The organism is Barnesiella sp. ET7 (genome assembly GCF_024733785.1).
GTDB lineage: Bacteria > Bacteroidota > Bacteroidia > Bacteroidales > Barnesiellaceae > Barnesiella > Barnesiella merdigallinarum.
On sequence record NZ_JANRHM010000005.1, the window covers coordinates 163,372 to 185,322 of the forward strand.

At 55.1% G+C, this 21,951-nt stretch carries 18 protein-coding genes; 9 read left to right on the forward strand and 9 right to left on the reverse strand.

Translation table 11 applies throughout. The annotated features are described in order from the left end of the window. Positions 1-121: 121 nt before the first annotated feature. Positions 122-613: a DUF4890 domain-containing protein gene (locus NW211_RS04815; protein WP_258327101.1), complete on the forward strand. Its 492-nt coding sequence runs from the start codon at positions 122-124 to the stop codon at positions 611-613. 209 nt (positions 614-822) lie between these two features. On the opposite strand, the gene clpB is transcribed toward NW211_RS04815, so the two are convergent. Both clpB and NW211_RS04825 read right to left on the reverse strand, forming a co-directional pair. Continuing rightward, positions 823-3,411, reverse strand: coding sequence for an ATP-dependent chaperone ClpB (gene clpB / locus NW211_RS04820; RefSeq protein ID WP_258327102.1), 2,589 nt, complete (start codon positions 3,409-3,411; stop codon positions 823-825). A gap of 281 nt (positions 3,412-3,692) precedes the next feature. Beyond that, positions 3,693-4,574 carry a hypothetical protein gene (locus tag NW211_RS04825; protein WP_143240922.1) on the reverse strand — a complete coding sequence of 294 codons (882 nt, stop codon included), beginning with the start codon at positions 4,572-4,574 and terminating at the stop codon, positions 3,693-3,695. Positions 4,575-4,911: 337 nt separating this feature from the next. Here NW211_RS04825 and tgt point away from each other — a divergent pair, with 337 nt between their 5' ends. The 3 genes from tgt to NW211_RS04840 all read left to right on the forward strand — a co-directional run bounded on the left by tgt (position 4,912) and on the right by NW211_RS04840 (position 7,731). After that, positions 4,912-6,042, forward strand: coding sequence for a tRNA guanosine(34) transglycosylase Tgt (gene tgt / locus NW211_RS04830; RefSeq protein WP_087408388.1), 1,131 nt, complete (start codon positions 4,912-4,914; stop codon positions 6,040-6,042). Positions 6,043-6,053: 11 nt separating this feature from the next. Continuing rightward, positions 6,054-7,130 (forward strand): LptF/LptG family permease, encoded by a 1,077-nt coding sequence (locus NW211_RS04835; RefSeq protein WP_375379574.1) that lies wholly within the window; start codon positions 6,054-6,056, stop codon positions 7,128-7,130. A gap of 106 nt (positions 7,131-7,236) precedes the next feature. Continuing rightward, the gene (locus NW211_RS04840; protein WP_258327104.1) at positions 7,237-7,731 is read left to right on the forward strand and encodes an RNA polymerase sigma factor; all 495 of its coding nucleotides are present in this window, start codon (positions 7,237-7,239) and stop codon (positions 7,729-7,731) included. 137 nt (positions 7,732-7,868) lie between these two features. Here the strand turns inward: NW211_RS04840 and NW211_RS04845 are convergent, their stop codons facing one another. From NW211_RS04845 to NW211_RS04865, 5 genes are read right to left on the reverse strand one after another with little or no spacing between them, the layout of a single operon-like run. Beyond that, positions 7,869-10,379 carry a TonB-dependent receptor domain-containing protein gene (locus NW211_RS04845; RefSeq protein ID WP_258327105.1) on the reverse strand — a complete coding sequence of 837 codons (2,511 nt, stop codon included), beginning with the start codon at positions 10,377-10,379 and terminating at the stop codon, positions 7,869-7,871. A gap of 45 nt (positions 10,380-10,424) precedes the next feature. Next, positions 10,425-11,252 (reverse strand): hypothetical protein, encoded by an 828-nt coding sequence (locus NW211_RS04850; RefSeq protein ID WP_258327106.1) that lies wholly within the window; start codon positions 11,250-11,252, stop codon positions 10,425-10,427. Continuing rightward, positions 11,249-11,641, reverse strand: coding sequence for a GntR family transcriptional regulator (locus NW211_RS04855; protein WP_087408393.1), 393 nt, complete (start codon positions 11,639-11,641; stop codon positions 11,249-11,251). The genes NW211_RS04850 and NW211_RS04855 overlap by 4 nt, the downstream gene beginning before the upstream one ends. A gap of 2 nt (positions 11,642-11,643) precedes the next feature. Continuing rightward, positions 11,644-12,516: a hypothetical protein gene (locus NW211_RS04860; protein WP_258327107.1), complete on the reverse strand. Its 873-nt coding sequence runs from the start codon at positions 12,514-12,516 to the stop codon at positions 11,644-11,646. Positions 12,517-12,523: 7 nt separating this feature from the next. Further along, positions 12,524-13,372, reverse strand: a complete 849-nt coding sequence (locus tag NW211_RS04865; protein WP_258327108.1) for an ATP-binding cassette domain-containing protein — start codon at positions 13,370-13,372, stop codon at positions 12,524-12,526. A 178-nt stretch (positions 13,373-13,550) separates the two neighbouring features. Here NW211_RS04865 and NW211_RS04870 point away from each other — a divergent pair, with 178 nt between their 5' ends. The 3 genes from NW211_RS04870 to proS all read left to right on the forward strand — a co-directional run bounded on the left by NW211_RS04870 (position 13,551) and on the right by proS (position 16,391). Continuing rightward, the gene (locus NW211_RS04870; protein WP_258327109.1) at positions 13,551-13,868 is read left to right on the forward strand and encodes a hypothetical protein; all 318 of its coding nucleotides are present in this window, start codon (positions 13,551-13,553) and stop codon (positions 13,866-13,868) included. A gap of 11 nt (positions 13,869-13,879) precedes the next feature. Continuing rightward, positions 13,880-14,578: an OmpA family protein gene (locus NW211_RS04875; protein ID WP_087408397.1), complete on the forward strand. Its 699-nt coding sequence runs from the start codon at positions 13,880-13,882 to the stop codon at positions 14,576-14,578. Positions 14,579-14,909: 331 nt separating this feature from the next. Further along, the gene (gene proS / locus NW211_RS04880) at positions 14,910-16,391 is read left to right on the forward strand and encodes a proline--tRNA ligase (protein WP_258327110.1); all 1,482 of its coding nucleotides are present in this window, start codon (positions 14,910-14,912) and stop codon (positions 16,389-16,391) included. Between the two features lie 160 nt (positions 16,392-16,551). Here proS and NW211_RS04885 read toward each other — a convergent pair whose 3' ends face one another. Continuing rightward, complete coding sequence (locus NW211_RS04885; RefSeq protein ID WP_258327111.1) at positions 16,552-17,715, reverse strand: hypothetical protein; 1,164 nt, start codon at positions 17,713-17,715, stop codon at positions 16,552-16,554. Positions 17,716-18,023: 308 nt separating this feature from the next. Between NW211_RS04885 and NW211_RS04890 the strand changes: the two genes are divergently transcribed. Continuing rightward, a complete protein-coding gene (locus NW211_RS04890) occupies positions 18,024-19,391 on the forward strand; it encodes an MFS transporter (RefSeq protein WP_258327112.1) in 1,368 nt (455 codons plus the stop codon). A gap of 87 nt (positions 19,392-19,478) precedes the next feature. Here NW211_RS04890 and gadC read toward each other — a convergent pair whose 3' ends face one another. Then, positions 19,479-21,113, reverse strand: coding sequence for a putative glutamine/gamma-aminobutyrate antiporter GadC (gene gadC / locus NW211_RS04895; RefSeq protein ID WP_258327113.1), 1,635 nt, complete (start codon positions 21,111-21,113; stop codon positions 19,479-19,481). 107 nt (positions 21,114-21,220) lie between these two features. Here gadC and NW211_RS04900 point away from each other — a divergent pair, with 107 nt between their 5' ends. After that, positions 21,221-21,925 carry a potassium channel family protein gene (locus NW211_RS04900; protein ID WP_258327114.1) on the forward strand — a complete coding sequence of 235 codons (705 nt, stop codon included), beginning with the start codon at positions 21,221-21,223 and terminating at the stop codon, positions 21,923-21,925. The last annotated feature ends 26 nt before the right edge of the window (positions 21,926-21,951 follow it).

Genomic DNA, 21,951 nt, shown 5'->3' on the forward strand with positions numbered 1-21,951 from the left:
AATAAACATCCGGGACGGATTAAACTTTTGGGGCAAACCGTAGTCATATAAGCAGAAACGCAATTCGAATTAGCAGACCAATAGATGAATTACTTAACCATTTAACGAAAGGAAAACGATTATGAAAAGAACAGTTGTATCGGTAGCGTTGGTATTGGCTTTGACCATGAGTGCTTTTGCCGGAAATCAAAATAAAAAACAGCCCCGGGAAAAATGTGAGTTCCCCTGCGAACAGATGGTGAAAAACTTGAACCTGAGCGACAAGCAGGTGAAACAGTTGAAAGAGGCCGATGAGACCTTCGATGCCGAGGTGAAAGCGCTTCGCGAGAAAAGCAAGGAGTTCCAAAAGAACAATCGCGAGTCGATGAAGGCTGCCAAGGCTCGCCGCGACTCTACGTTGAAATCGGTATTGACCAAAGACCAGTATATCCAGTATCTGGAGCAGAAAATAAAACGTCTCGAACGTCGTCCCGATGGCCGTTTCGACCGGAACGCTCGTCCCATGAACAAACGCTTCGACGGCAAGCAGATGCGTCAGGGGCGTTGCCCGATGAGTCCGGCCTCCGATGCTCCGGCCATCAATCCCCCGGCTCCTGATGCCGCAGCAAAGTAAACAACCACTTCATACATGATTTATAGGTTTTTTAGGTAGGCTGAAAAAAAAATGAGAGGCTACGCTTCCTCGCGGGAACGTAGCCTCTCTGTTTTTGCCCGGTTCACTCCCTGGCGGGAGCTCGGGCTTCGAGGGAGGGAAAGAATATAAAAAAAGGAGCCGTGTCGCCTCAGGCAGCACGGCTCCGTATGGTTTATTTCACACCCGCATCAGTTGCGGAATACGATTTGATCGTTTTCGGCATCGACCACAATAGGTTTCGACCGATCCACTTTCTGGGCCAGCAGGTCTTTCGACAGCTGGTTGAGGATGAGCCGGTGGATAACCCGTTTTACAGGACGTGCACCGAACTCGGGGTCGTAGCCCTCGGTAGCGATGAGGCTCAAGGCCTTGGGCGTGATTTCGAGCGTAACACCGTTCTTCTCGAGCATCTTCTTGATGTTGTCGATTTGCAGCGATACAATCTGTTCGATTTCGTTCTTCGTAAGCGGCGTGAACATGATGGTCTCGTCGATACGGTTGAGGAACTCGGGACGTATGGTCTGTTTCAACATCTCCAGAACCTGCTCCTTGGTCTTTTCGATTACATCGGCCCGGTTGGCATCGGTCATCTTCTCGAAGTTCTCACGAATCAGCGACGAACCCATGTTGGAGGTCATGATGATAATCGTGTTCTTGAAGTTGACCAACCGCCCCTTGTTATCGGTCAGACGGCCATCGTCGAGTACCTGCAACAGGATGTTGAAGATGTCGGGGTGAGCCTTCTCGATTTCATCGAACAGCACTACCGAATAGGGTTTCCGGCGGATAGCCTCGGTCAACTGACCGCCCTCTTCGTAGCCCACGTATCCGGGAGGCGAACCGATGAGTCGCGTAGCGCTGAACTTCTCTTGATATTCGCTCATATCGATACGCGTCATCATGTTCTCGTCGTCGAACAGATACTCGGCCAAGGCCTTGGCCAGCTCGGTTTTACCTACACCCGTCGTGCCCAGGAAGATGAACGAACCGATAGGTTTGCGGGGATCGTTCAGGCCGGCACGGCTCCGACGCACGGCGTCGGCAATGGCGGTGATGGCTTCGTCCTGACCCACTACCCGTTTGTGCAACTCCTCTTCGAGGTGGAGCAGTTTGTCTTTTTCGCTCTGCATCATCTTGTTCACGGGGATACCGGTCCACCGCGATACGACGTCGGCAATATCTTCGGCATCGACCTCCTCCTTGATCATGGCCTTGTCGCCCTGCAACTCGTGCAAGCGTTGCTGGGTAGCGTGTATGTCGTCCTCTTTGGCTTTGATTTTGGCATACCGTATTTCGGCTACCTTGCCGTAGTCGCCTTCGCGTTCGGCCTTATCGGCTTCGAAACGCAGGTTCTCGATGTCGATCTTGTTCTGCTGTATGCGGTTGACAAGCTCTTTCTCCGATTGCCATTTGGCGCGGAACTTGGTCTCCTCCTCTTTCAGGTCGGCAATCTCCTTGGCCAGCTGTTGCAGCTTCTCGGTATCGTTTTCACGCTTGATGGCCTCGCGCTCGATTTCGAGCTGTTTGATACGCCGCGTGATTTCATCGAGGGCCTCGGGCACCGAGTCGACCTCGATACGCAGTTTGGCGGCAGCCTCATCCATCAGGTCGATGGCCTTATCGGGCAAGAACCGGTCGGTGATGTACCGCTCCGACAACTGTACGGCAGCGATGATGGCATCATCTTTAATCCGCACCTTGTGGTGGTTTTCATACCGTTCCTTCAAACCACGCAGAATCGATATACTGCTCATCTCGTCGGGCTCGTCGACCATAACGATCTGGAACCGACGCTCCAGAGCCTTATCCTTCTCGAAGTATTTCTGATACTCGTCGAGGGTAGTGGCACCGATGGCCCTCAGTTCGCCACGGGCCAAGGCAGGTTTCAAGATGTTGGCGGCATCCATGGCACCGTCGCTCTTGCCGGCACCTACCAGGGTGTGAATCTCATCGATGAAGAGGATGATTTCGCCCTCGCTCTGGATTACCTCGTTGACTACCGATTTGAGTCGTTCCTCAAACTCACCTTTGTATTTGGCGCCGGCGATAAGGGCACCCATGTCGAGCGAGAAGATCTGTTTGCTCTTCAGGTTCTCGGGCACATCGCCACGTACGATACGGTGAGCCAACCCTTCGGCGATAGCCGTTTTACCGGTACCCGGTTCACCTATCAGGATAGGGTTGTTTTTGGTACGCCGGCTCAAGATCTGCAGCACCCGACGTATCTCGTCGTCACGCCCGATAACCGGGTCGAGTTTGCCGCTGCGGGCACGCTCGGTCAAGTTGATGGCATATTTGCTCAGTGCATTATAGGTATCCTCGGCCGAAGCCTCGGTTACTTTCTTCCCTTTCCGCAGCTCATCGATAGCAGCTCCCAACTCCTTCTCGGTAACGCCGGCATCCTTCAGGAACGACGAAGCCGAACTTTTGGTCAGGAACAGACCCATCAGCATGGCTTCCAGAGCCACAAACTGGTCGCCCAGTTTCTGAGAGTAGTCGATGGCTTTTTGAAGAGCGTCGTTAGCCTCGCGGCTCAAGTAGGGTTCGCCCCCGCTTACCTTTGGCAACGATTCGATCTCTCGGTCGAGCTGACTGTTCAACAAACCGGTGTTGACATCCAACTTCTGAAAGAGGTATGAAGTGACGCTTTCGCCCACCTGCAAGATTCCTTTCAGCAGATGCACCGGCTCGATCGACTGCTCGTTGTGGTCGCGGGCAATCTGCACGGCCTTTTGCACGGCCTCTTGCGATTTGATTGTAAAATTGTCAAAGTTCATATGATGTTCTCCTTTCTGATTTCTTGATTGTGTTTACGCCCTTGTATAGTCAAAAGGAGTGCCAAACCCAAAAGGATGAAATATTGTCTGAAAATCAGTCGGTTAATATGACAAAATGTCCTCGTTTATCCGTCCGTCCGTGGGGGCGTAGGGTAACGGGGTCATTTGTAGCATGTTCTGTTTCTGACAAAATGTCGTCACTTCACACGTACAACACGCACGGCCCTCGAAAGTTCGGCGGCAGGCGGGTGATTATGGGGTGGAAACGGGTAAAGGCGGAGTTATTTCCGAGGTTGGACTGAAAGGGAATCGGGGCGGTCGGTAGACGTCGAGTCGGGCAGGGCGAGGGTATCGGTTGCGATGGCGGGAAGCTCCGGCCGCCGGGCGCTCGAATCGTTGGTCGTGGCGGGCAATTCGAGTTTGAATTGGGGGCGCTCCTTGCCCCAGAGCGGAGCCGTAAATTTCGGTTTCGACGGGGCCACGATGGTATCGTTGGCCAGCAGGGTAGAGATGAGCACCGGGTTGGCGATGCGGCTCACCGGGGCATTCCGTTTCTTCTCGAGGTTCTGTTTGATAGAGTCGGTCTCCTGTTTGGTGAGCAGCCGGTTGTCGTCGCCGAAGAGGGTCATCAGCACCATCTTGGTGCGCAGGGCCCGCTTCTTGCGTTTCCATTCGCGATAGAGCTCCACGGGGTCGATAATCCCCACATAAGCTATACTTGCACCGAATGGCATGGTGTTGGGTGCCCCCATTGTGAAGTTGTTGACCGGGCCGGGCCGGTCGTCCGAGAGGGGACGCAGCAGGTTGCGCACCAGAAAATGGTCGACCATGCGGGCAATCGTTTCGTCGTGCAGACTGGCGATGCTGTCCTTCACGGCGTGCAGCAGGATGACGTTGAGCATGAACTCCGAGGGGTTTTCGGGGAAGAGGGTCGAGGGTCTCATCATCTGAATCGAAGCCTTCTCGAGATGGTCGTCCAGCCGACGTTGGATAAAGTGGTCGTTGGGGGTAGAGGTAGGCATCTGCTCGGTGCGGGGCCACGACTGTTCGCCCCCTTTGATTTCCAGCTCCGAGCCGTTGCCCGGTCGCATGGGGGGCGGGGTGGATTGTGCGCACACGGTACCGACGGCCGTCAGAAACAGGCCGCACAACCATAGTCGCATATCTCTTGTCGTTCGTGGTTTCACCATACCATTTGCAAAGATACCCGCAATTTGGTAACCTTTTGGCGATTCTCCCGAAAATTAACCGTTAATAATATTATAAAAATATTTAGAAAAAGTCGGGCCATGACCCCGAAACAGCAGAGCCCCTGATCTCTTCCACATCTATATAAATGCTTGATGCTTCTGGCAAAACACAAATAAATTTGATTTTACCCGCGGCTTGCACTATCTTTGCCCTGGAAAAATCTGAGCCCGGGGCTTCCGGCGGCTGCACCGAGGTGCGGGTCGGGGCAGTGCGGTGTCTCCCCTTATTTTCAAACTTGAACGACAGACGATGGATTTTGAGCTGATACATACCGATGAGCGTAGCAGCGCGCGGGCGGGCGTCATCACGACCGACCACGGTACGATACTGACGCCTATCTTCATGCCCGTGGGCACGGTGGCGTCGGTCAAGGCCGTGCATCAGCGCGAGTTGCGCGACGACATCAAGGCCCAGATTATCCTGGGCAATACCTACCACCTGTACTTGCGGCCGGGCCTCGACATCTTGCACAAGGCCGGCGGACTGCACAAGTTCAACGGGTGGGAGCGCCCGATTCTTACCGACAGCGGGGGCTTTCAGGTATTCTCGCTCTCGGACCGCCGCAAGCTCACCGAAGAGGGGGCTCACTTCCGCTCGCACATCGATGGGTCGAAACACCTCTTTACGCCCGAGAATGTGGTGGACACGCAGCGCATCATCGGGTCGGACATCATGATGGCGCTCGACGAGTGTACGCCGGGCGATGCCGACTATGACTACGCCAAGAAGTCGCTGGCCCTTACCCGCCGCTGGCTCGACCGGGGGTGGAAACACTTCTGTGAGACCGAGGGGCTCTATGGCTATCGGCAGACATTCTTCCCCATTGTGCAGGGGTGCGTCTACCGCGACCTGCGTACCGAGGCGGCCAAGCATGTGGCCGACCTGGGGGCCGACGGCAACGCTATCGGCGGTCTGGCCGTGGGCGAACCTACCGAAAAGATGTACGAGATGATCGAGGTGGTGAACGATATTCTGCCCCAAGACAAGCCCCGCTATCTGATGGGGGTGGGCACGCCGGCCAATATTCTGGAGGGTATCGAGCGCGGGGTCGACATGTTCGACTGCGTGATGCCCACGCGCAACGGCCGCAACGGCATGCTCTTCACCCGCAACGGCATTATGAACATGCGCAACAAGAAGTGGGCCGACGACTTTTCGCCCATCGACCCCGAGGGTACCTCGTTTGTCGATACCTGTTACAGCAAGGCCTATCTGCGCCACCTCTTCATCAGCGAAGAGATTCTGGCCATGCAGATTGCCTCGATACATAACCTGGCATTTTATGTATGGCTCACCCAGGAGGCCCGTCGCCAGATTCTGGCCGGCACATTCAAGCCGTGGAAGGACGAGATGGTGCGCCGGGTGACTACACGGTTGTAAAACGTCGCATGATGAAGGTACTGAAGAAAATAGACATCTATATCATCAAGAAGTTTCTGGGAACGTACTTCTTTGCGATAGCCCTTATTCTGGCTATCACCATCATGTTCGACATCAACGAGAAGCTCGATTCGTTTCTCAAGGCGCCGTTGTCGGCTACGATATTCGACTATTTCTTCAACTTTCTGCCCTATTTTGCCAACCTCTTCAGCCCGCTCTTTACCTTCATTGCCGTCATCTTCTTTACCTCGAAGCTGGCCGACAACTCCGAGATTATCGCCATGCTCTCGAGCGGCATCAGTTTCAAGCGGCTCTTTGTGCCCTATATGATTTCGGCGGCCATCATTGCGGCGCTGAACCTCTATTTGAGCTGTTATGTGATACCGCCGGCCAACGTGACCCGCATCGAGTACATGAATACCTATGTGAAGAACAAACGGGTCGACTATGCCAGCAACATCCAGTTGCAGGTCGAGCCCGGTGTCATCGCCTATATCGCCCGCTACGACAACAGCAACAAGACCGGCTACCGATTTTCGCTCGAGAAGTTCGACGACAAGGTGCTCAAGTCGCGCCTCACGGCCCAGACGGTCAACTACGATTCGGCCTACCACTGGCGGGTCAACAATTACCTGATTCGCAACTTCAACGGCATGCGTGAGGAACTGGTGCGCGGTACTTCGCTCGATACGATTGTGCCCATCGAGCCCTCCGACTTCCTTATCTCGCAGAACGACAGCGAGATGATGACAACTCCTGAGCTGCGCCGCTACATCGTCCGCCAGAAGGAGCGGGGCGTTGCCAACATCAAGAATTTCGAAATCGAGTATGAACGGCGCTTCGCCATGGCGGCGGCCGCCTTTATCCTCACGGCCATAGGCATGTCGCTCTCGTCGCGCAAGGTGAAGGGGGGCATGGGTATCAACATCGGTATAGGCTTGTTATTGAGTTTCAGCTATATCCTCTTCTCGACAGTCACCTCGACCTTTGCCGTCACGGGAGCCACGTCGCCCATGCTGGCCATGTGGATACCCAATATCCTCTACACGGTAATCGCGGTCGTGCTGTATAAAAAGGCTCCTAAATAGGAATAATTTCTTATTGTCTGAAAATAAATGCCTTTTTATTTTTTGCTGTGGAAATAATAGCCTACCTTTACCACCCTATTCTTTTATTTAATTTCAAGTACAAATAATGATTCAAGAAGATTTTGAGCAGCATGTGGTAAAACTGCAAGGTGCTCTGTTGGGCTTTGCCAAGAGTCTGACCCACAACGACGACGAGGCAAAAGACCTGTGGCAGGAGACCGCTCTGAAAGCCTTGGTGAATAAAGAAATGTACCGGGATTCGGGGAATATCAAGAGCTGGCTGTGCACCATCATGTTCAATCTCTTCCTGAATTGCCGCCGTCTTTCTTCCCGCCAGCAGGCCATGATAGCCGATTTCCAACTGGACGCTGCCGACGACATGGAGGAGGCAATCAATGCCGAATGTGCCATATCGGCTACCGATATTCAGCAGATTATGAATTTGTTGCCGGCCAAGAGCCGCGAACTCTTCTCCCTCTATCTGCAAGGATACCATTACGACGAGATTGCCCGGCGCCTGAATATGCCGGTGGGTACGGTGAAGGTGCAGATATTCCGCATCAAGCGCAAGTTGAGAAGTTACGGCAAACAGATTGTCTGATGGCTCCCGGCCGGGGCACCCGACGTGCGTGTCGCTTCCCCGTTGCCGCTCGCGCATATAAAAGTAGACCCGCACCCCTTCGCAGGGATACGGGCCTTTTCGTTTATTTAAATCCAGGGAGTGAATGAGAAAAACCGTTACATGCCCGAGCCGCCTCCCATGCCGCCGGCTGCGCCGCTACCGGCACCGCTGCTGCTCTTGAGGTCGTCGTTGTTGATACTGCGGCGGGCCTTCTTCACCGAGTTTTTCATCTGGCCGAACGAGTAGGTTATACCCAGCCGCACATACTGGCAGGGGTTGTAGTTGTAGCTGTCGATGCGGTAATCGTCGTTCTTGATGTGCATGACAAACTTGCGCTCTTTCGAGAAGGGGTCGCTGGCCGAGAGGTTCACCTGCAACCGCTTGTTGAAGAACGACTGGCTCACGCTGAAGCCGCAGAAGGCAAAGGGAGCCGAGGTTCCCACCAGCATGCGGAATCCCGAATAGTAACCCACGTTGGCACTGATGGCGCCGTCTTTCCAGGCATTCCAGCGGGCACCCAGAAAACCGTTGTAGTCCCACCCCTTGTTGGAGTAACCGGCCCGGGCCGAGCTGTAGTCGCCGTATCCGCCCGAGAGGTTGGTGTAGAGGTTGAGCGTGGGCAGCACGTTGCCCGAGAAGAATACGTTCAGCTTGCCCTCGCGTACCCGGCCTATGTTGTCGTAGGTGACGTTGGCGATACCGTTCTCGTCCATGAAGATGGTCTGCTCGATGCCGTTGTTCTGCACGCGTCCGTTCAGTTCGGCGGCCAGGCTCATGCCCGTGGCGGTGAAGAGGGTATATCCCAGCGAGAAGGTGTGCGAAATCTCGGAGTCGAGGTTGGGGTTACCATAGGTCACCTGCATGGGGGTAGAGGTGTCTTTGAAGGGGTTGAGTTGCCAGATGCCCGGACGGCTGAGCCGCTGCGTGTAGGAGAACTTGACGGTCTGCATCTCGCGCGGTTGCCACGAGAGGGTTACATAGGGCACCACGTTGAAGAAGTCGTTGTCGAAGCGTGTCTCTTGTGTACCTCCCTCGGCGTTGTGGTTGGTGGTGCGGCCGTCGTTCCAGGTCGATTCGAGCCGGGCACCCACCTTGCCGCTCCACTTCTTGATCTTCAACACATAGCCGGCATAGAGGCCCAGAATGTGCTGCGTGTAGTCGAGGTCGTTGACCGGCAGCAGCACGTCGCTCCAGGTGTCGGTAGGCTCGTCCCACAGGCTTTGGGTGCGGTTGCCGTCGCTCACGTTGCAGCGCATGATGTACTTGGCGCCGGCCTCGATCTGGTGCATCTCGGTGAGGGGGTCGAAGTAGTCGATCTGTACGGTCTGTTCGGTACCGTGAGCCTTGTTCTTGCTGCGTTCGATGTAGCTGTTCCAGTTGATGAGGCCGTTGCTCTCGGTGGTATAGTCCGAGTTGTTGGGGTTGTATTCAAACTGGTACGAAGCCGTGAGGGTGCGGTCTTTCTTGGCAAACGAGCGCTGGTAGTCGAGCGTACCCGACACCGAACCGTAGTCGCTGCTCGAGCGGGAGAGCGACTGGTATTGGCTGCTGATGTCGTTGGCCCGGTTGTAGTAGGTGTAGTCGAGGTTGGAGTTGGACTTGTTGTTGCCCAGCCAGCCGAAGGCCGAGAAGCTGATGAGGTTGAGGGTGTCGATTTCGTAGCTGGCCTCGATCGAGAGGTTGTGGCCGAGCCCTTCGAATCGCGACTTGCCGTAACCGGCCGAGTGGTTGAACTCGTCGCTGCCGTAGGTCTCGGAGAAGGCTTTCGAGCGGCCTCCGTGGCCGTTGGTGTAGCGGCTGCCCGAGTAGCGGCCCGAGAAGGCGAACTTGCCGATTTGCGAGGAGAGGTAGATGTTGCCGCCGAATCCGCCGCGGTTGTCGGCGTTGGCCCCCACGCTACCCACTATGCCGTTGGAGTCGCGCCGCGACACGGTGACGATGTTGATAATACCGCCCACGCCCTCGGCCTCGTATTTCGACGAGGGGTTGGTGATGACTTCGATATTCTTGATCGAGCTGGCCGGCATGCTCTTGAGTACCTCCTTGAGGTTGTCGCCCGACATGATGGCCGAGCTCTTGCCGTTGAGCAGCACCTTGTAGTTGCTCTGTCCGTTGAGCCGGATGTTCTCCTCGGCATCGACGGTAATCATGGGTACCTTGCGCAGCATGTCGAGGGCGTTGTTGCTCGTGGCCTCGGGGTCGGCCTCCATGTCGTAGGTTATCTTGTCGATGTCGCTCTTGATGAGGGGGCGTTGGGCCACGACGGTTACCTCAGAGAGTTCGGTCCCTTCGGTGAGGGTGAGGTTGCCCAGGGCCTTGGTGCGTTCGCCCGGTTCGATGGCTACCTCTACGCGGTTGGTCGCATAGCCTACCGACGAGATGGCCAGCGTATAACGGTTGCCGGCGGCAGCCGTGGCGGTGAAGCTTCCGTTCACGTCGGAGGCCACGCGGGATAATACCTTGCCGTCGCTGTTTTCTACCCCTACGGTCACGAAGGGGATGGCCTCGCCACTGATCGAGTCGGTCACGGTGCCGCTTATTTTGCAATCGGCCGCAGCGGCGTGGGCCATAGTGAATGCCGAGAGTAGCATTCCCAGCAGAATACCCAGTTTGAAAACTCGTTTCATCTGTTTTAGTCAATTAAAATGTGTGATGAATAGATCGGTCTGTTCTTATTTTTTCTCTTTTTTATCCTTGTCGTCGGAGGTGTATTTCATACCGATGCCGAAACTCACGGCGTCGATACTGTCGTTGTCGATCGACTTCGACAGGTTGAACTCCATGAGGTCGATAGAGCCGGTCACACCAATGTTGTTGCCCTCGATCGACAGGGTGTTGAGCGCCTTGGGAAGGAAGACGGTGCCTATGTTGTTTTTCGAGAGGCTCAACGAACATTTGTCGTTAAGGTATGCAAATAGTGTGCCGATATTGCATTGCTGGCAGGCAGTCCCACTGTGGCCTATGCTGTCCTGCACGACGAGCATGCCCACGTTCGATTCCCGCACGACCACGTCGCCTTGCGATTGAACGATGAGTTTATCGAAGTTGCTCTCCGAGAAATGGAGCGTGACGTTGGGGTTGTGGTTCTCGACGATGAGTTGGGTATTATGGTCGTAGTCGAGAGTCTGTTTGCCGAACCACGACTGGGGTATCGAGTCGTTTGAGTCGTCGGCCGACGGCTGCTCCAGCCACTGGTCGGTGAGGTGCAGGGTGTCGCCCGTGTAGTTTTCGCCGTTGGCAAAGACGATACCCTTCCGGGAATCTTTCTTGTCGCGGGTCGAGATGAAGATGCAGATGCAGGAGTATACCGAGTCATTGTCGGTATCGTCGATAACGAGGTACCGCACGGGGGCGTTGGCATTTTCATTATAATCCAGCAACTCTTTCAGACTCTTCAATTTCGTTTCGGGCGAGAGGTTGCTGATGACTTTGATGGCGATGATGGGGGCGAATATCATCACGGCCAGAACAATTAACAGGACTATGGTCGAACGTTTCATGATGCTTGGTTTGAGGGGTTTGACGTGAGGTTTTCGATAAATTCCCGGTACATGGAGTCAATCTCGTCCATGGGAATGTGCAGGGTATAGAGCTGCATGAAGAAGCGTGGCAGTTCGGTCTTGAGGAATTCGTTTCGCCGGTATTCCGTGATTTTGTGTTTGGCGTCGGGCGAGACGAAGAAGCCGATTCCCCGCTTGTTGAAGATGATACCCTGGGTCTGCAAAAATTCATAGGAACGCATCACCGTGTTGGCGTTTACCTCCACGAGGGCCGCGTATTCGCGCACCGAGGGTATGCGAGCCCCAATGGCATAGTGGCCCAGCAGTATCTCGTCGCTGATGCGTTCGGCGATTTGCAGGTAGATGGTTTGGTTCTCTTTGAATTGCATACTTATCGTTTGGTTTCGTTTATTTCGAGTTCTTTCATGCGCATGTATCCGATGTATCCGAACAGCAGATATTCTACGGCGCTGATGCCGTTGAGTATCCACACGAAGTCGTTGTTGTTGAAGCTGTCGAAGTAGTTGCCTACGACCAGGTAGGTGAACATCGACTCCAGCTCTTCCTTACCCAGCAGGGTGGTGTAGAAGATGATGACGATGATGCCCAGCAGGAAGCAGGCGGCAATGGTCTTGAGAAAACTGTTTTTCTGCCACAGCGTAGCTCCCAGCGTGAAGGTAACGATAATATTGATCGTGTAGTTCACCAAGAACGAGGTGCTGTACATGTTGTTGTTCCAGAAGGTGAGCAAGCCTTGCAGCGGTGTGCCCGGGTTGAAGGCTTCGCCGCGTATCATCGACGAGGCTGTCTCCGAGACATACTGGGCCACCAGGATGGCTGCGAAGAAGAGAATGGGGTAGAGCACGATGGTCCACAGCAGGTGGGCGATATACTTCTCGGCGGTCGAGGCGGGAACCACCAGGTAGAGCACCCGTTTGGAGCGGCGGCCTATCTGATCGGCCAGGCTCGAAGCACTCTTGGCGATATAGACAAAGAAGCCGAGCCAGATAATTATCTGTATGCCGGTCGAAGCGATGGAGGGAATCAGTCCCTCTTCGTCGGTCGAGTGGAAGAGGAACATCAAGAGGGTGTAGATGCCTGCCAGCGAAAAGAATTGGAGCAACAGTCCCCGTTTCCACTCGTGTATCTGCTTGGAGCAGTAGCGTCCGAAGCGTTTCAGACAGAAGAAGTTGGAGGCCGTCGGGCGTGAGGCTACCGAGGCGGTGGCCTCTTGGGCGTTGGGGGTTATGTCATATTCGTTCATGGTCGTCTTATTTTACAGGGTTGGCAAATATACGTTCGATTTCCGCCGGTTTTTCGATGGCGTAGTTGAAGAGCATCTCGATGTCGAGCGGCGTCTCCTCGCCCGTGGGGTTGGGCAGGATGGCGCTGTATCCGGCAATGGTCGAGACCGAGTAGAGAGCCCCTTCGATGTCGGCCTCGCCGGCTCCCTTGATAAATTGCAGGTGCGAGGTGATGTCGGCCGTGTCGCTGTCGAGCAGCAGGCGGCCACCCTCGAGAATGTCGATGCGGTCGATCATGTTTTCGAGGTCGCGCACCTGGTGGGTCGAGATGACGATGCTCTTCTGCTCGTTCATGCCCGAAGCGATGACCTTGCGGAACTGGCTCTTCGAGGGGATGTCCATGCCGTTGGTAGGCTCGTCCATGAGCAGCAGCGGGGTGTTGGTGGCCAGGGCAAAGCTCACCAGGTATTTCTTTTTCTGTCCCATCGAGGTCTTGGACAGGTTCTTGACATTCTCCAGTTCGAAGTCGGCCAGATACCGGTCGAACTGCTCGCGGTCGAAGCGGGGATAGAAGACGCTGTTGCGGCGTACGTAGGCATCGACCGAGATAGGGGGAAGGTCGAACTCCTCGGGTACGAGGAAAATCTTCTCGAGCGTTTCGGGGCGGCGGTGGCGCACCTCCACACCGTCGAGCGTGATGCGTCCCTTGTGGGGAAACATCAGGCCGCACATCATATAGAGCAGGGTCGATTTACCGATTCCGTTTTTACCCAGCAGCCCGTAAACCGAACCCGGTTGTATCGTCAGGCTTATGCCGTTGAAGATGGGGGCCTTCTTTTTGTGATAACTAAATTCAAGATTTTCAATCTGTAACATAGTATTTCGGGATAAAATTGTTTTACTGTTTTGGTGTATTAGTTTAATAGTACACTGCAAATGTAGATAAACTTTTTGAATCTGCAACAAAAAAACTTATTTTTTTTCTGTCGATTTGCAAAAGCCGTTAATGATTTGTACTTTTACCCAATCAAATAACCCCAAAAACATAGAAAAAATGAGCCAAAACGAAGATATATTTGCCTACGACGAAGACAAGGCCGTAGAGTATATAAAGAATGTATTGCCCCAGGAACTGAAAGAGAAGTATAGCTACGACGATATTGTCTACATTACCGATGTCGTGTACGACTATTACGAACAGAAGGGGCTCTTCAACGAGGATGCCGGCGACGAGGTGGAACTCGACGAAGACGACATCATCGACTTTGCCCGCAAGTGTGCCCACAAGGACGGCGTGAAAATCGACGACGAGGATATGCCGTTCCTGGTACGGGGTGAGTTGGATTACGAGGAGTCGCTGGGTGTTTTCTGAGGAGGCGAGTGATGAACAGGAAAACAGGATTTATCATATTGCTGGGTGTAGCCGCGTTGCTCCCCGTCGAGGCGGCCTCGCAGAATGTCTTTCAGAAGGCGGCCAACACGGTGTCGTCGTGGTTCTCGTCGGACAAGTCGAAAGGCGAAGTGGCCCCGACCGAGCATATCGACCTCACGCAGTTGACCCTCGACGAGAATATCTCGATACCCGAGCTCGACAAGGAGGCCCGCAAGATACGCACCGCCCAGTCGCGTGAGATGCGCCGCTTGCAGAAGGCCCGTCTCACCGACCTGAAACTGGTGCGCAACTACGAGGTAATCAAGGCTACCATAGCCGCTTCGAACCTCTTCCTGCCCAACGATACGGTGCTGAGCGAGAAGGCCGACATTTTTCTGCGTCCCTTCCTGGCCGACCTGCGCATACCCGATTACTACCATGTGATGCTGGTCATGCACAGCGACGATACCGGCTCGGAGGCTTACAGCCTCGACCTGACCCGCTCCCGGGTACAGGCCGTGCGCGACTGGTTTGCCCGCAACGGGGGCAATACCGACTTTGTGGTGACGTATGAGGCCGGTGCCTTTTCGCCTATCGCTTCGAATCGTACCATGGAGGGGCGGGCCAAGAACCGGCGGCTCGAAATCTATCTGATACCGGGCGAGAAGATGATCGATATGGCTCGCCGCGGTCAGCTCGACAAGCGGTAACCTTTCGGTTGTAAAACAAGTTCTCGGTCGGGGCAATTCCATTTGGAACTCTGGGTTTCATTTGTTTTTGCTCTCATCTTTCTTGTATCTTCGGATAAGACAGGATACGGTTCGGGATAGTCAAAAACTGAAAAACTCTGTTTTTCTTTTTACTATCCGCTCACCTTTCACTATCTTTGCAAGCCGTAAATAGGGCGTGGCCGGGCATGGTCAAACAGTGGAAACGGCTGTTTCCGCTTGACTCTGTACCCGCCTTTCTCTATTGGGGCAAATCCTTTGCTTGGGGCAGGGGAGAAGTTTTTTCGTGTCAATAAACAAACAGCATAAAATAATGGCAAAAGAGTTGAAAGAATTGACCAAGCGTGCCGATAACTATTCGCAATGGTACAACGACTTGGTGGTAAAGGCCGACTTGGCAGAACAGTCGGCCGTGCGGGGCTGTATGGTAATCAAGCCCTATGGATATGCAATTTGGGAGAAGATGCAACGCCAGCTCGACGACATGTTCAAGGCGACGGGCCACGTGAATGCCTACTTCCCGTTGTTGATTCCGAAATCGTTCCTGAGCCGCGAGGCCGAGCACGTAGAGGGCTTTGCCAAAGAGTGCGCCGTAGTGACTCACTACCGCTTGAAAACCAACCCCGACGGCACGGGCGTAGTGGTAGACCCCGCCGCCAAACTCGAGGAGGAGCTCATCATCCGTCCTACCTCCGAGACCATTATCTGGAACACCTATAAAAACTGGATTCACTCCTATCGCGACCTGCCCATCCTGTGCAACCAGTGGGCCAACGTGTTCCGCTGGGAGATGCGTACCCGCCTCTTCCTGCGTACGGCCGAGTTTTTGTGGCAAGAGGGGCACACCGCCCACGCTACCCGCGAGGAGGCCGAGGCCGAGGCTCGTCGCATGCTCGAGGTTTATGCCGACTTTGCCGAGAACTTCATGGCCGTGCCGGTAATCAAGGGTGTGAAATCGGCCAACGAGCGTTTTGCCGGTGCCCTCGATACCTATACCATCGAGGCCATGATGCAGGACGGCAAGGCCCTGCAGTCGGGTACGTCGCACTTCCTGGGGCAGAACTTCGCCAAGGCATTCGACGTGCAGTTCATCAACAAGAACAACGAGCTCGAATATGTGTGGGCTACCTCGTGGGGCGTATCTACCCGTCTGATGGGTGCCCTCATCATGACCCACAGCGACGACAACGGTCTGGTGTTGCCGCCGAAACTGGCTCCCATCCAGGTGGTGATTATCCCCATCTACAAGAATGCCGAGCAACTGCACGCCATCGACGTGAAGGCCGACGAAATCGCCGGCAAGTTGCGCGCCATGGGTATCTCGGTCAAATACGACAACGCCGACAATAAACGCCCGGGCTTCAAGTTTGCCGACTATGAGCTGAAGGGTGTGCCCGTGCGTCTGGTCATGGGAGCCCGCGACCTCGAGAACGGCACCGTAGAGGTGATGCGCCGCGATACGCTCGAAAAAGAGACGTTGCCCGTCGACAACATCGAGCAGGTTGTAAAAGGTCTGCTCGACGAGATACAGGCCAATATCTTCCAGAAGGCTCTCAAGTTCCGTCAGGAGCACACCATTACGGTCGACAGCTACGACGAGTTCAAAGAGAAGATCGAGGAGGGCGGCTTTATCCTGGCTCACTGGGACGGCACGACCGAGACCGAGGAGCGCATCAAGGAGGAGACCAAGGCGACGATTCGCTGTATCCCGTTCGATGGCGATACCACGCCGGGCGTCTGCATGGTTACCGGCAAGCCGTCGGCTCGCCGCGTGCTCTTTGCCCGCTCGTACTAATCGAGACGAATACAAGTTCAACCATACTGCACAGGGCGGTTCCGACAGCGGGGCCGCCCTTGTTGTTTGCGTTTGCAGGGAAACAGGGGGGGAGGATGTGACCGCAGACTCTCTCTCTGCGCGGCCGATACGGGAGACTCCGTTGCGTGAGGGGCAGGGATTAGGGAATGACAGACGAGCCGGGGGTGGGGTAGTTCCCGTCGAATTGCCGGGCGTCCCGAGCCTGCTCTTTGGGACCGAAGGCCCGGTTCCATTCGATGATTACTCCCTCGCGGCTGAAGTGGAGGGTAAGTACCCCGTTGTCGCCTATCATGGCCTTTACCCCCTCTTTGAGCGGTTTGTGTTCGGCATCGAACCAGGTGACGTCGAAGAGGTTGGCGAGTCCTGTCGGTCGCAGTACCGCCTTCACCATGCCCGTTTGCCATTGGTCGTTGAATCGCTGGGCCCCGCTCTCGTAGACGAGCAGGTAGTTGGTCCCGTTAGCCACCAGGGCCAACCGGTAGTTGCCGCCCAGTCGTGTGTTGAGGCTCGACGAGGAGGCTTGCAGGAATTCATAGACCCCTTCGGTGGGGTCGGTGCTGTGGCGCAGGTACTCGTTCAGGGCTTCGGGTTCCCAGACGACCTGTCGTTCGGGATATTCGCACGGTGTAACCTTCCACGACTTCAGCTCAACACAGGCTCCGCGCCCCACGTAGATACCCGCCCGGTCGCCAAAGAGGCGGTCGTCGCGGCAAAAGCCGATGCGGCATTCGCGCTCGTCGCCCAGCAAGATTTCGTATCCGCCCTGGGTAGGGACAATGTGCAGCCGGTTGTAGTCGGTCTCGGGGCGGATGGCCGATGAGGCGATTCGCTGCCAATGGGAGTGAACCAAGGTGTCGCCATCGGCTACGGTCAGGATGGTAAATTGCAGTTCGGGCAGCTGGTAGCCGTAGAAGTCGTCGTTTCCGGCCCGCATCAGTACGGCGTGGTAGTTTTGGTTATCGCGGTATCCCCATACCACGCCCCACACCGGTCTCTTCACCGAACCAGCCCGCCGGCTCTTCCCGGAGTCGTCGACCCGATAGACTGCATACTTTCTGCCCGTTCGGTTGTGGCGATTGGCCAGCTCGACCGTGATGGACGGACGCATTCCTTCGCCCGGAACAATGCCGGTAGATACTACGTTCACCACATCGCTGTCGGCATTGCGGTTACAATCCGATAAAACATCTTTTTGAATTACAGCCCGGCGCAGCGGCTCCTCACCCGTGTACCACGATTGGGCCACGCACGAACCGGCACAAAGCACGGTAACCAGAATAGTAAGGAGGAGATGTACATTCATGGTTTTGCTGTTTGGGGCAGTCTGTTTTGCTTGTCAGGGTCACCACTTCAAAGATAAATCAAACCGGGCGAAGAACAAAGGAAAAAGAAGGTTTTTCGTTATCGGTTTGTGTCGTAGCACTCTGCAATCGCTGCATGGAGAAAAAGGTTGCTTATACCTGAGGCTTGGAGAATTGTGTCCGATGAGTATATTTCGAGGAGAAAGATAGCCCGATTGTCAGGTATATTTTTTATATTTGCGTATAAAACGAAACGAAAGCGAAAAGCAACGAAACACACATTATTAAATCTAATTAAAGCGCTAGAGAAATGTTGAAAAAAATGCTGGGAAAAGTCGTCGACTTTTATCGGGCATTGCCCCCGGCCGAGCGGCCGGCATCGCTTACCGATGAAGAGGCAGCCAGGTTGACGAAGAAATTGAGATTGCAAAGTTTTTTTGCGGGAACCCTGGGGTATAGTTTGTATTATGTATGTCGCACCGGGCTGAATGTGGTGAAGACTCCTATTGTCGAGAGCGGTATGCTCAACGACCAACAGCTGGGCATCGTGGGCTCGGCGTTGCTGTTTGCCTATGCCATCGGTAAGTTTGTGAATAGTTTCATGGCCGACCACTCCAATATCAAGCGGTTTATGGCTACGGGGCTCATCGTCTCGTCCATTGCCAACCTCATCGTGGGAGTGTTGGGTATGGCCAAAGGTCTCATCGGGTTGTCGTCGATGGCCTTCTTTGTCTGCTTTTTCATCATGTGGGCCCTCAACGGCTGGTCGCAGTCGATGGGTGCCGGCCCTGCCATCATAGCGCTGTCGCGCTGGTTTTCGCCCAAGGAGCGGGGAACCTACTACGGGTTCTTCAGTGCAAGCCACAATCTGGGTGAGTTCTTCTCCTTCATCTTTGTCGGGTCGGTAGTCGGCTGGCTGGGCTGGCAGGCTGGTTTCATGGGCTCGTTCATAGCCGGGGCGATAGGAGTGCTTATCATCATCTTCTTCCTGCACGACAGCCCCGAGAGCAAGGGGTTGCCCCATGTGGGCAATCCGCCCAAGGAGTCGACCGACAAGGCGCAGAAAGGCGTTTTGCGCAATCCCTACGTGTGGATTCTGGCTCTGGCCAGTGCCTTCATGTATGTGAGCCGCTATGCGGTGAACAGTTGGGGCGTGCGTTTCCTCGAGATGGAGAAGGGCTATTCGCTCGAACTGGCCACGACGGTTATCGGCATCAATGCCCTGCTGGGTATCTTCGGCACGGTGCTTTCGGGGTGGTTCTCCGACAAGTTTTTCAAGGGCAAGCGCAACATGCCGGCCTTTATCTTCGGGGTGCTCAACACCATAGGGCTCTCCCTCTTCCTGCTGGGCGGCGACAGTCTGGTGCTGAATGTCATCAGCATGGTGCTCTTCGGGGTGGCTATCGGGGTGCTCATCTGCTTCCTGGGCGGACTGATGGCGGTCGACATCGTTCCTCGCAACGCTACGGGGGCAGCCTTGGGTGTAGTGGGCATGGCCAGCTACATAGCCGCCGGTCTGCAGGATGTCATTTCGGGTACGCTCATCGAGAACTTCAAAACGGTATCGGGCGATGTGGTCACTTACGATTTCCTGCCCGTATCGATTTTCTGGATAGGAGCTTCCATCCTCTCGTTTGTGCTGGCACTCTTTGTGTGGAATGTCAAGCCGGCCGAGTGATGGCATAAGGATCATTGAACGCATGAAAAGCCGACGTCTTCGAGAAGAGGACGCCGGCTTTTTCGTATGGGTTTGTAGCGAGACCGTTTACGGTTGAGGCGGGGTAGAGCCTTTCGTTCCGGCATTCGGGTCGGTTGTCGGTGCGGTCGGTTTCGAATGAGGTTGTGATGCCGGAGTCGGTTGGGCTGAAGCGGTAGCCCCTCGACCGGATGCCGACGGAGTAGCCCCTGTGGGTTGCGAGTTTTGGGGGTGAGTTGTGGTCGGGGCAGCGGTCTCCTCCCAGTGGAAGGGTTCGAACTGGCTCTCCTTGTTGGTCCAGCTGGGTTTACGCGACGCGTAGATGATGAAGGGGGCAATCACCACGACGAGGGTACCGATAATGAGCACCGAGAACCACACGGCGTTGCTGCCTACCGAAATCTGGCTGGGGGGTATGAAGCTGAGCACGAAGGCCAGCAGGGAGCCCAGGAATCCCAGGCCGCCGATGAACCACATCATGCCGTTGCCTTTGCTGCCGATGCGGAACGGGCGGTTGCTCTTCTTCATGTTGTACCGCAGGTAGATGGCAGCCGAGAACATGAGCATGTACATGATGAGGTAGAGCACCACCGTGAGTTGCGACATGATTTGGTAGAAACTCTGTACCGAAGGCATCACGACGAAGAGCAGACTCAGCAGCGTGACGGCGGCACCTTGCAGGTAGAGGATGTTTTTCTGTACGCCTATCTTGTTGGTCTTCTGGAAGAAAGGGGGCAGATACCCGGCGCGGCCCACGGCAAAGATACCTTTCGAGGGGCCGGCCACCCAGGTGAGCACCCCGGCCAGCACCCCGAAGGCGAGCGCGATGGCAATGACCGGCGAGAGCCACGAGGCCTTGATGAAGTTGAAATAGTTGTCGAATCCGACCAGCAGACTCTGGGTGAGGTTGATGTCTTTTTGCGGGATGATGATACCCAGTGCAAAGGTACCCAGCACAAAGATGAGCACCGTGATGGCCGAGCCGATGAATACCGCCTTGGGGTAGTTTTTCGAGGGGTTGTTGATGTCTTTCACGTGGATACCGCCCATCTCCATACCGGCATAGAAGAGGAAGATGCTGGCGGCCAGCACCAGGTTGTCGAAGTTGGAGAAGTCGGGCAGGAAGCTCCCCGAGAAGTCCATCTGCGACTTGCCGCCCATGGCCAGATAGACGATGGCCAGAACCACCAGCAGCCCGGCCGGAATGATGGTACCCACCAGACCGCCCACCTTGGCCACCTTGCCTACCCAGTCGAGCCCCTTCAGCGAGATGAAGGTGGCCAGCCAGTAGATGAACAGCACCACCGCCAGGGTGTAGAAACGGTTCGAGGCCAGCAGCATGTCGCCCGTGTGGTCCATGCCGATGAAGGCGATGGCCACGGCGCCGAAGGTCAGTACCGTAGGATACCAGATAGTACTCTCGATCCATTGCAGCCAGATGGCCAGGAAGCCGGCCTTCTTGCCGAAGGCTTCGCCCACCCAGCGGAACACACCGCCCTGCTTGTCCTGGAACATGGCGGCCAGTTCGGCGGCTACTAGAGCCGTGGGAATGAGGAATACCAGTGCGGCAAATAGATAATAGAAGGCCGAGCTTACGCCATATTCGGCCTCGGCCGGCAGTCCGCGCAGCGAGACGACCGCCGTTACATTCATGATAGCGAGCGTAAATACGCCCAGTTTGACAGATTTACCGATGTTTGCCATATACGTTTTGAATTAAGTTTGTCGTGGTGGAGCAGCCACATTCATGCAGATAAACAAACATCGGGCGGTTGTTGTTTTACCGGCATGAAATTATAAAGAAAGAAAAAATGGAAAAACAAACTTCTCCGTCGGGGTGGCGACGGTACGAATCGAAAGTCTATGGCGCCCTGCACATCGCTATTCTGGTGCTGTCGGTGTTTCTCATCATTACCATTTCGGTTGATACGTTTCGCAACCTCTCGTTTCTCAACCAAGGCAACTACATGACCGTGCAGTTGTGGGTGTGCACCTTCTTCATGTTCGACTTCCTGCTCGAGCTGGTGCTCTCGCCCCACAAGTGGCAGTATCTGAAGAGCCATTTCATCTTCTTCCTCGTGTCGATACCCTATCTCAACATCATCACCTACATGCACGTCGACTTCTCGCCCCAGGCCGGCTACTTCCTGCGGTTCATCCCGCTGGTGCGGAGCGGCTACGCACTGGCCATCGTGGTGGGGTGGTTCACCCGCAACCGGGCGTCGAGTCTGTTGGTGTCGTATCTCACCATGCTGTTGGCCACGGTCTACTTCTCGAGTCTGCTCTTCTTTGTCATCGAGCATGATGTCAATCCGCTGGTCGTACACTATACCGATGCCCTTTGGTGGGCCTTTATGGATGTGACTACCGTAGGGTCGAATATCTATGCGGTCACGGCTACCGGCAAAATTCTGTCGGTTGTGCTGGCGGCTCTGGGCATGATGATGTTTCCCATCTTTACCGTCTATGTGACCAACTGGGCCCAACAGGCTGCCCGGCGCAAGGACGATGCGTGACTCTACGAGCCAGATACAGCAAGAGA

Coding starts and splice junctions, on each gene's coding strand:
- NW211_RS04815 (WP_258327101.1), top strand. CDS start 122: ATGAAAAGAACAGTTGTATCGGTAGCGTTGGTATTGGCTTTGACCATG.
- clpB (WP_258327102.1), bottom strand. CDS start 3,411: ATGAACTTTGACAATTTTACAATCAAATCGCAAGAGGCCGTGCAAAAG.
- NW211_RS04825 (WP_143240922.1), bottom strand. CDS start 4,574: ATGCGACTATGGTTGTGCGGCCTGTTTCTGACGGCCGTCGGTACCGTG.
- tgt (WP_087408388.1), top strand. CDS start 4,912: ATGGATTTTGAGCTGATACATACCGATGAGCGTAGCAGCGCGCGGGCG.
- NW211_RS04835 (WP_375379574.1), top strand. CDS start 6,054: ATGAAGGTACTGAAGAAAATAGACATCTATATCATCAAGAAGTTTCTG.
- NW211_RS04840 (WP_258327104.1), top strand. CDS start 7,237: ATGATTCAAGAAGATTTTGAGCAGCATGTGGTAAAACTGCAAGGTGCT.
- NW211_RS04845 (WP_258327105.1), bottom strand. CDS start 10,379: ATGAAACGAGTTTTCAAACTGGGTATTCTGCTGGGAATGCTACTCTCG.
- NW211_RS04850 (WP_258327106.1), bottom strand. CDS start 11,252: ATGAAACGTTCGACCATAGTCCTGTTAATTGTTCTGGCCGTGATGATA.
- NW211_RS04855 (WP_087408393.1), bottom strand. CDS start 11,641: ATGCAATTCAAAGAGAACCAAACCATCTACCTGCAAATCGCCGAACGC.
- NW211_RS04860 (WP_258327107.1), bottom strand. CDS start 12,516: ATGAACGAATATGACATAACCCCCAACGCCCAAGAGGCCACCGCCTCG.
- NW211_RS04865 (WP_258327108.1), bottom strand. CDS start 13,372: ATGTTACAGATTGAAAATCTTGAATTTAGTTATCACAAAAAGAAGGCC.
- NW211_RS04870 (WP_258327109.1), top strand. CDS start 13,551: ATGAGCCAAAACGAAGATATATTTGCCTACGACGAAGACAAGGCCGTA.
- NW211_RS04875 (WP_087408397.1), top strand. CDS start 13,880: ATGAACAGGAAAACAGGATTTATCATATTGCTGGGTGTAGCCGCGTTG.
- proS (WP_258327110.1), top strand. CDS start 14,910: ATGGCAAAAGAGTTGAAAGAATTGACCAAGCGTGCCGATAACTATTCG.
- NW211_RS04885 (WP_258327111.1), bottom strand. CDS start 17,715: ATGAATGTACATCTCCTCCTTACTATTCTGGTTACCGTGCTTTGTGCC.
- NW211_RS04890 (WP_258327112.1), top strand. CDS start 18,024: ATGTTGAAAAAAATGCTGGGAAAAGTCGTCGACTTTTATCGGGCATTG.
- gadC (WP_258327113.1), bottom strand. CDS start 21,113: ATGGCAAACATCGGTAAATCTGTCAAACTGGGCGTATTTACGCTCGCT.
- NW211_RS04900 (WP_258327114.1), top strand. CDS start 21,221: ATGGAAAAACAAACTTCTCCGTCGGGGTGGCGACGGTACGAATCGAAA.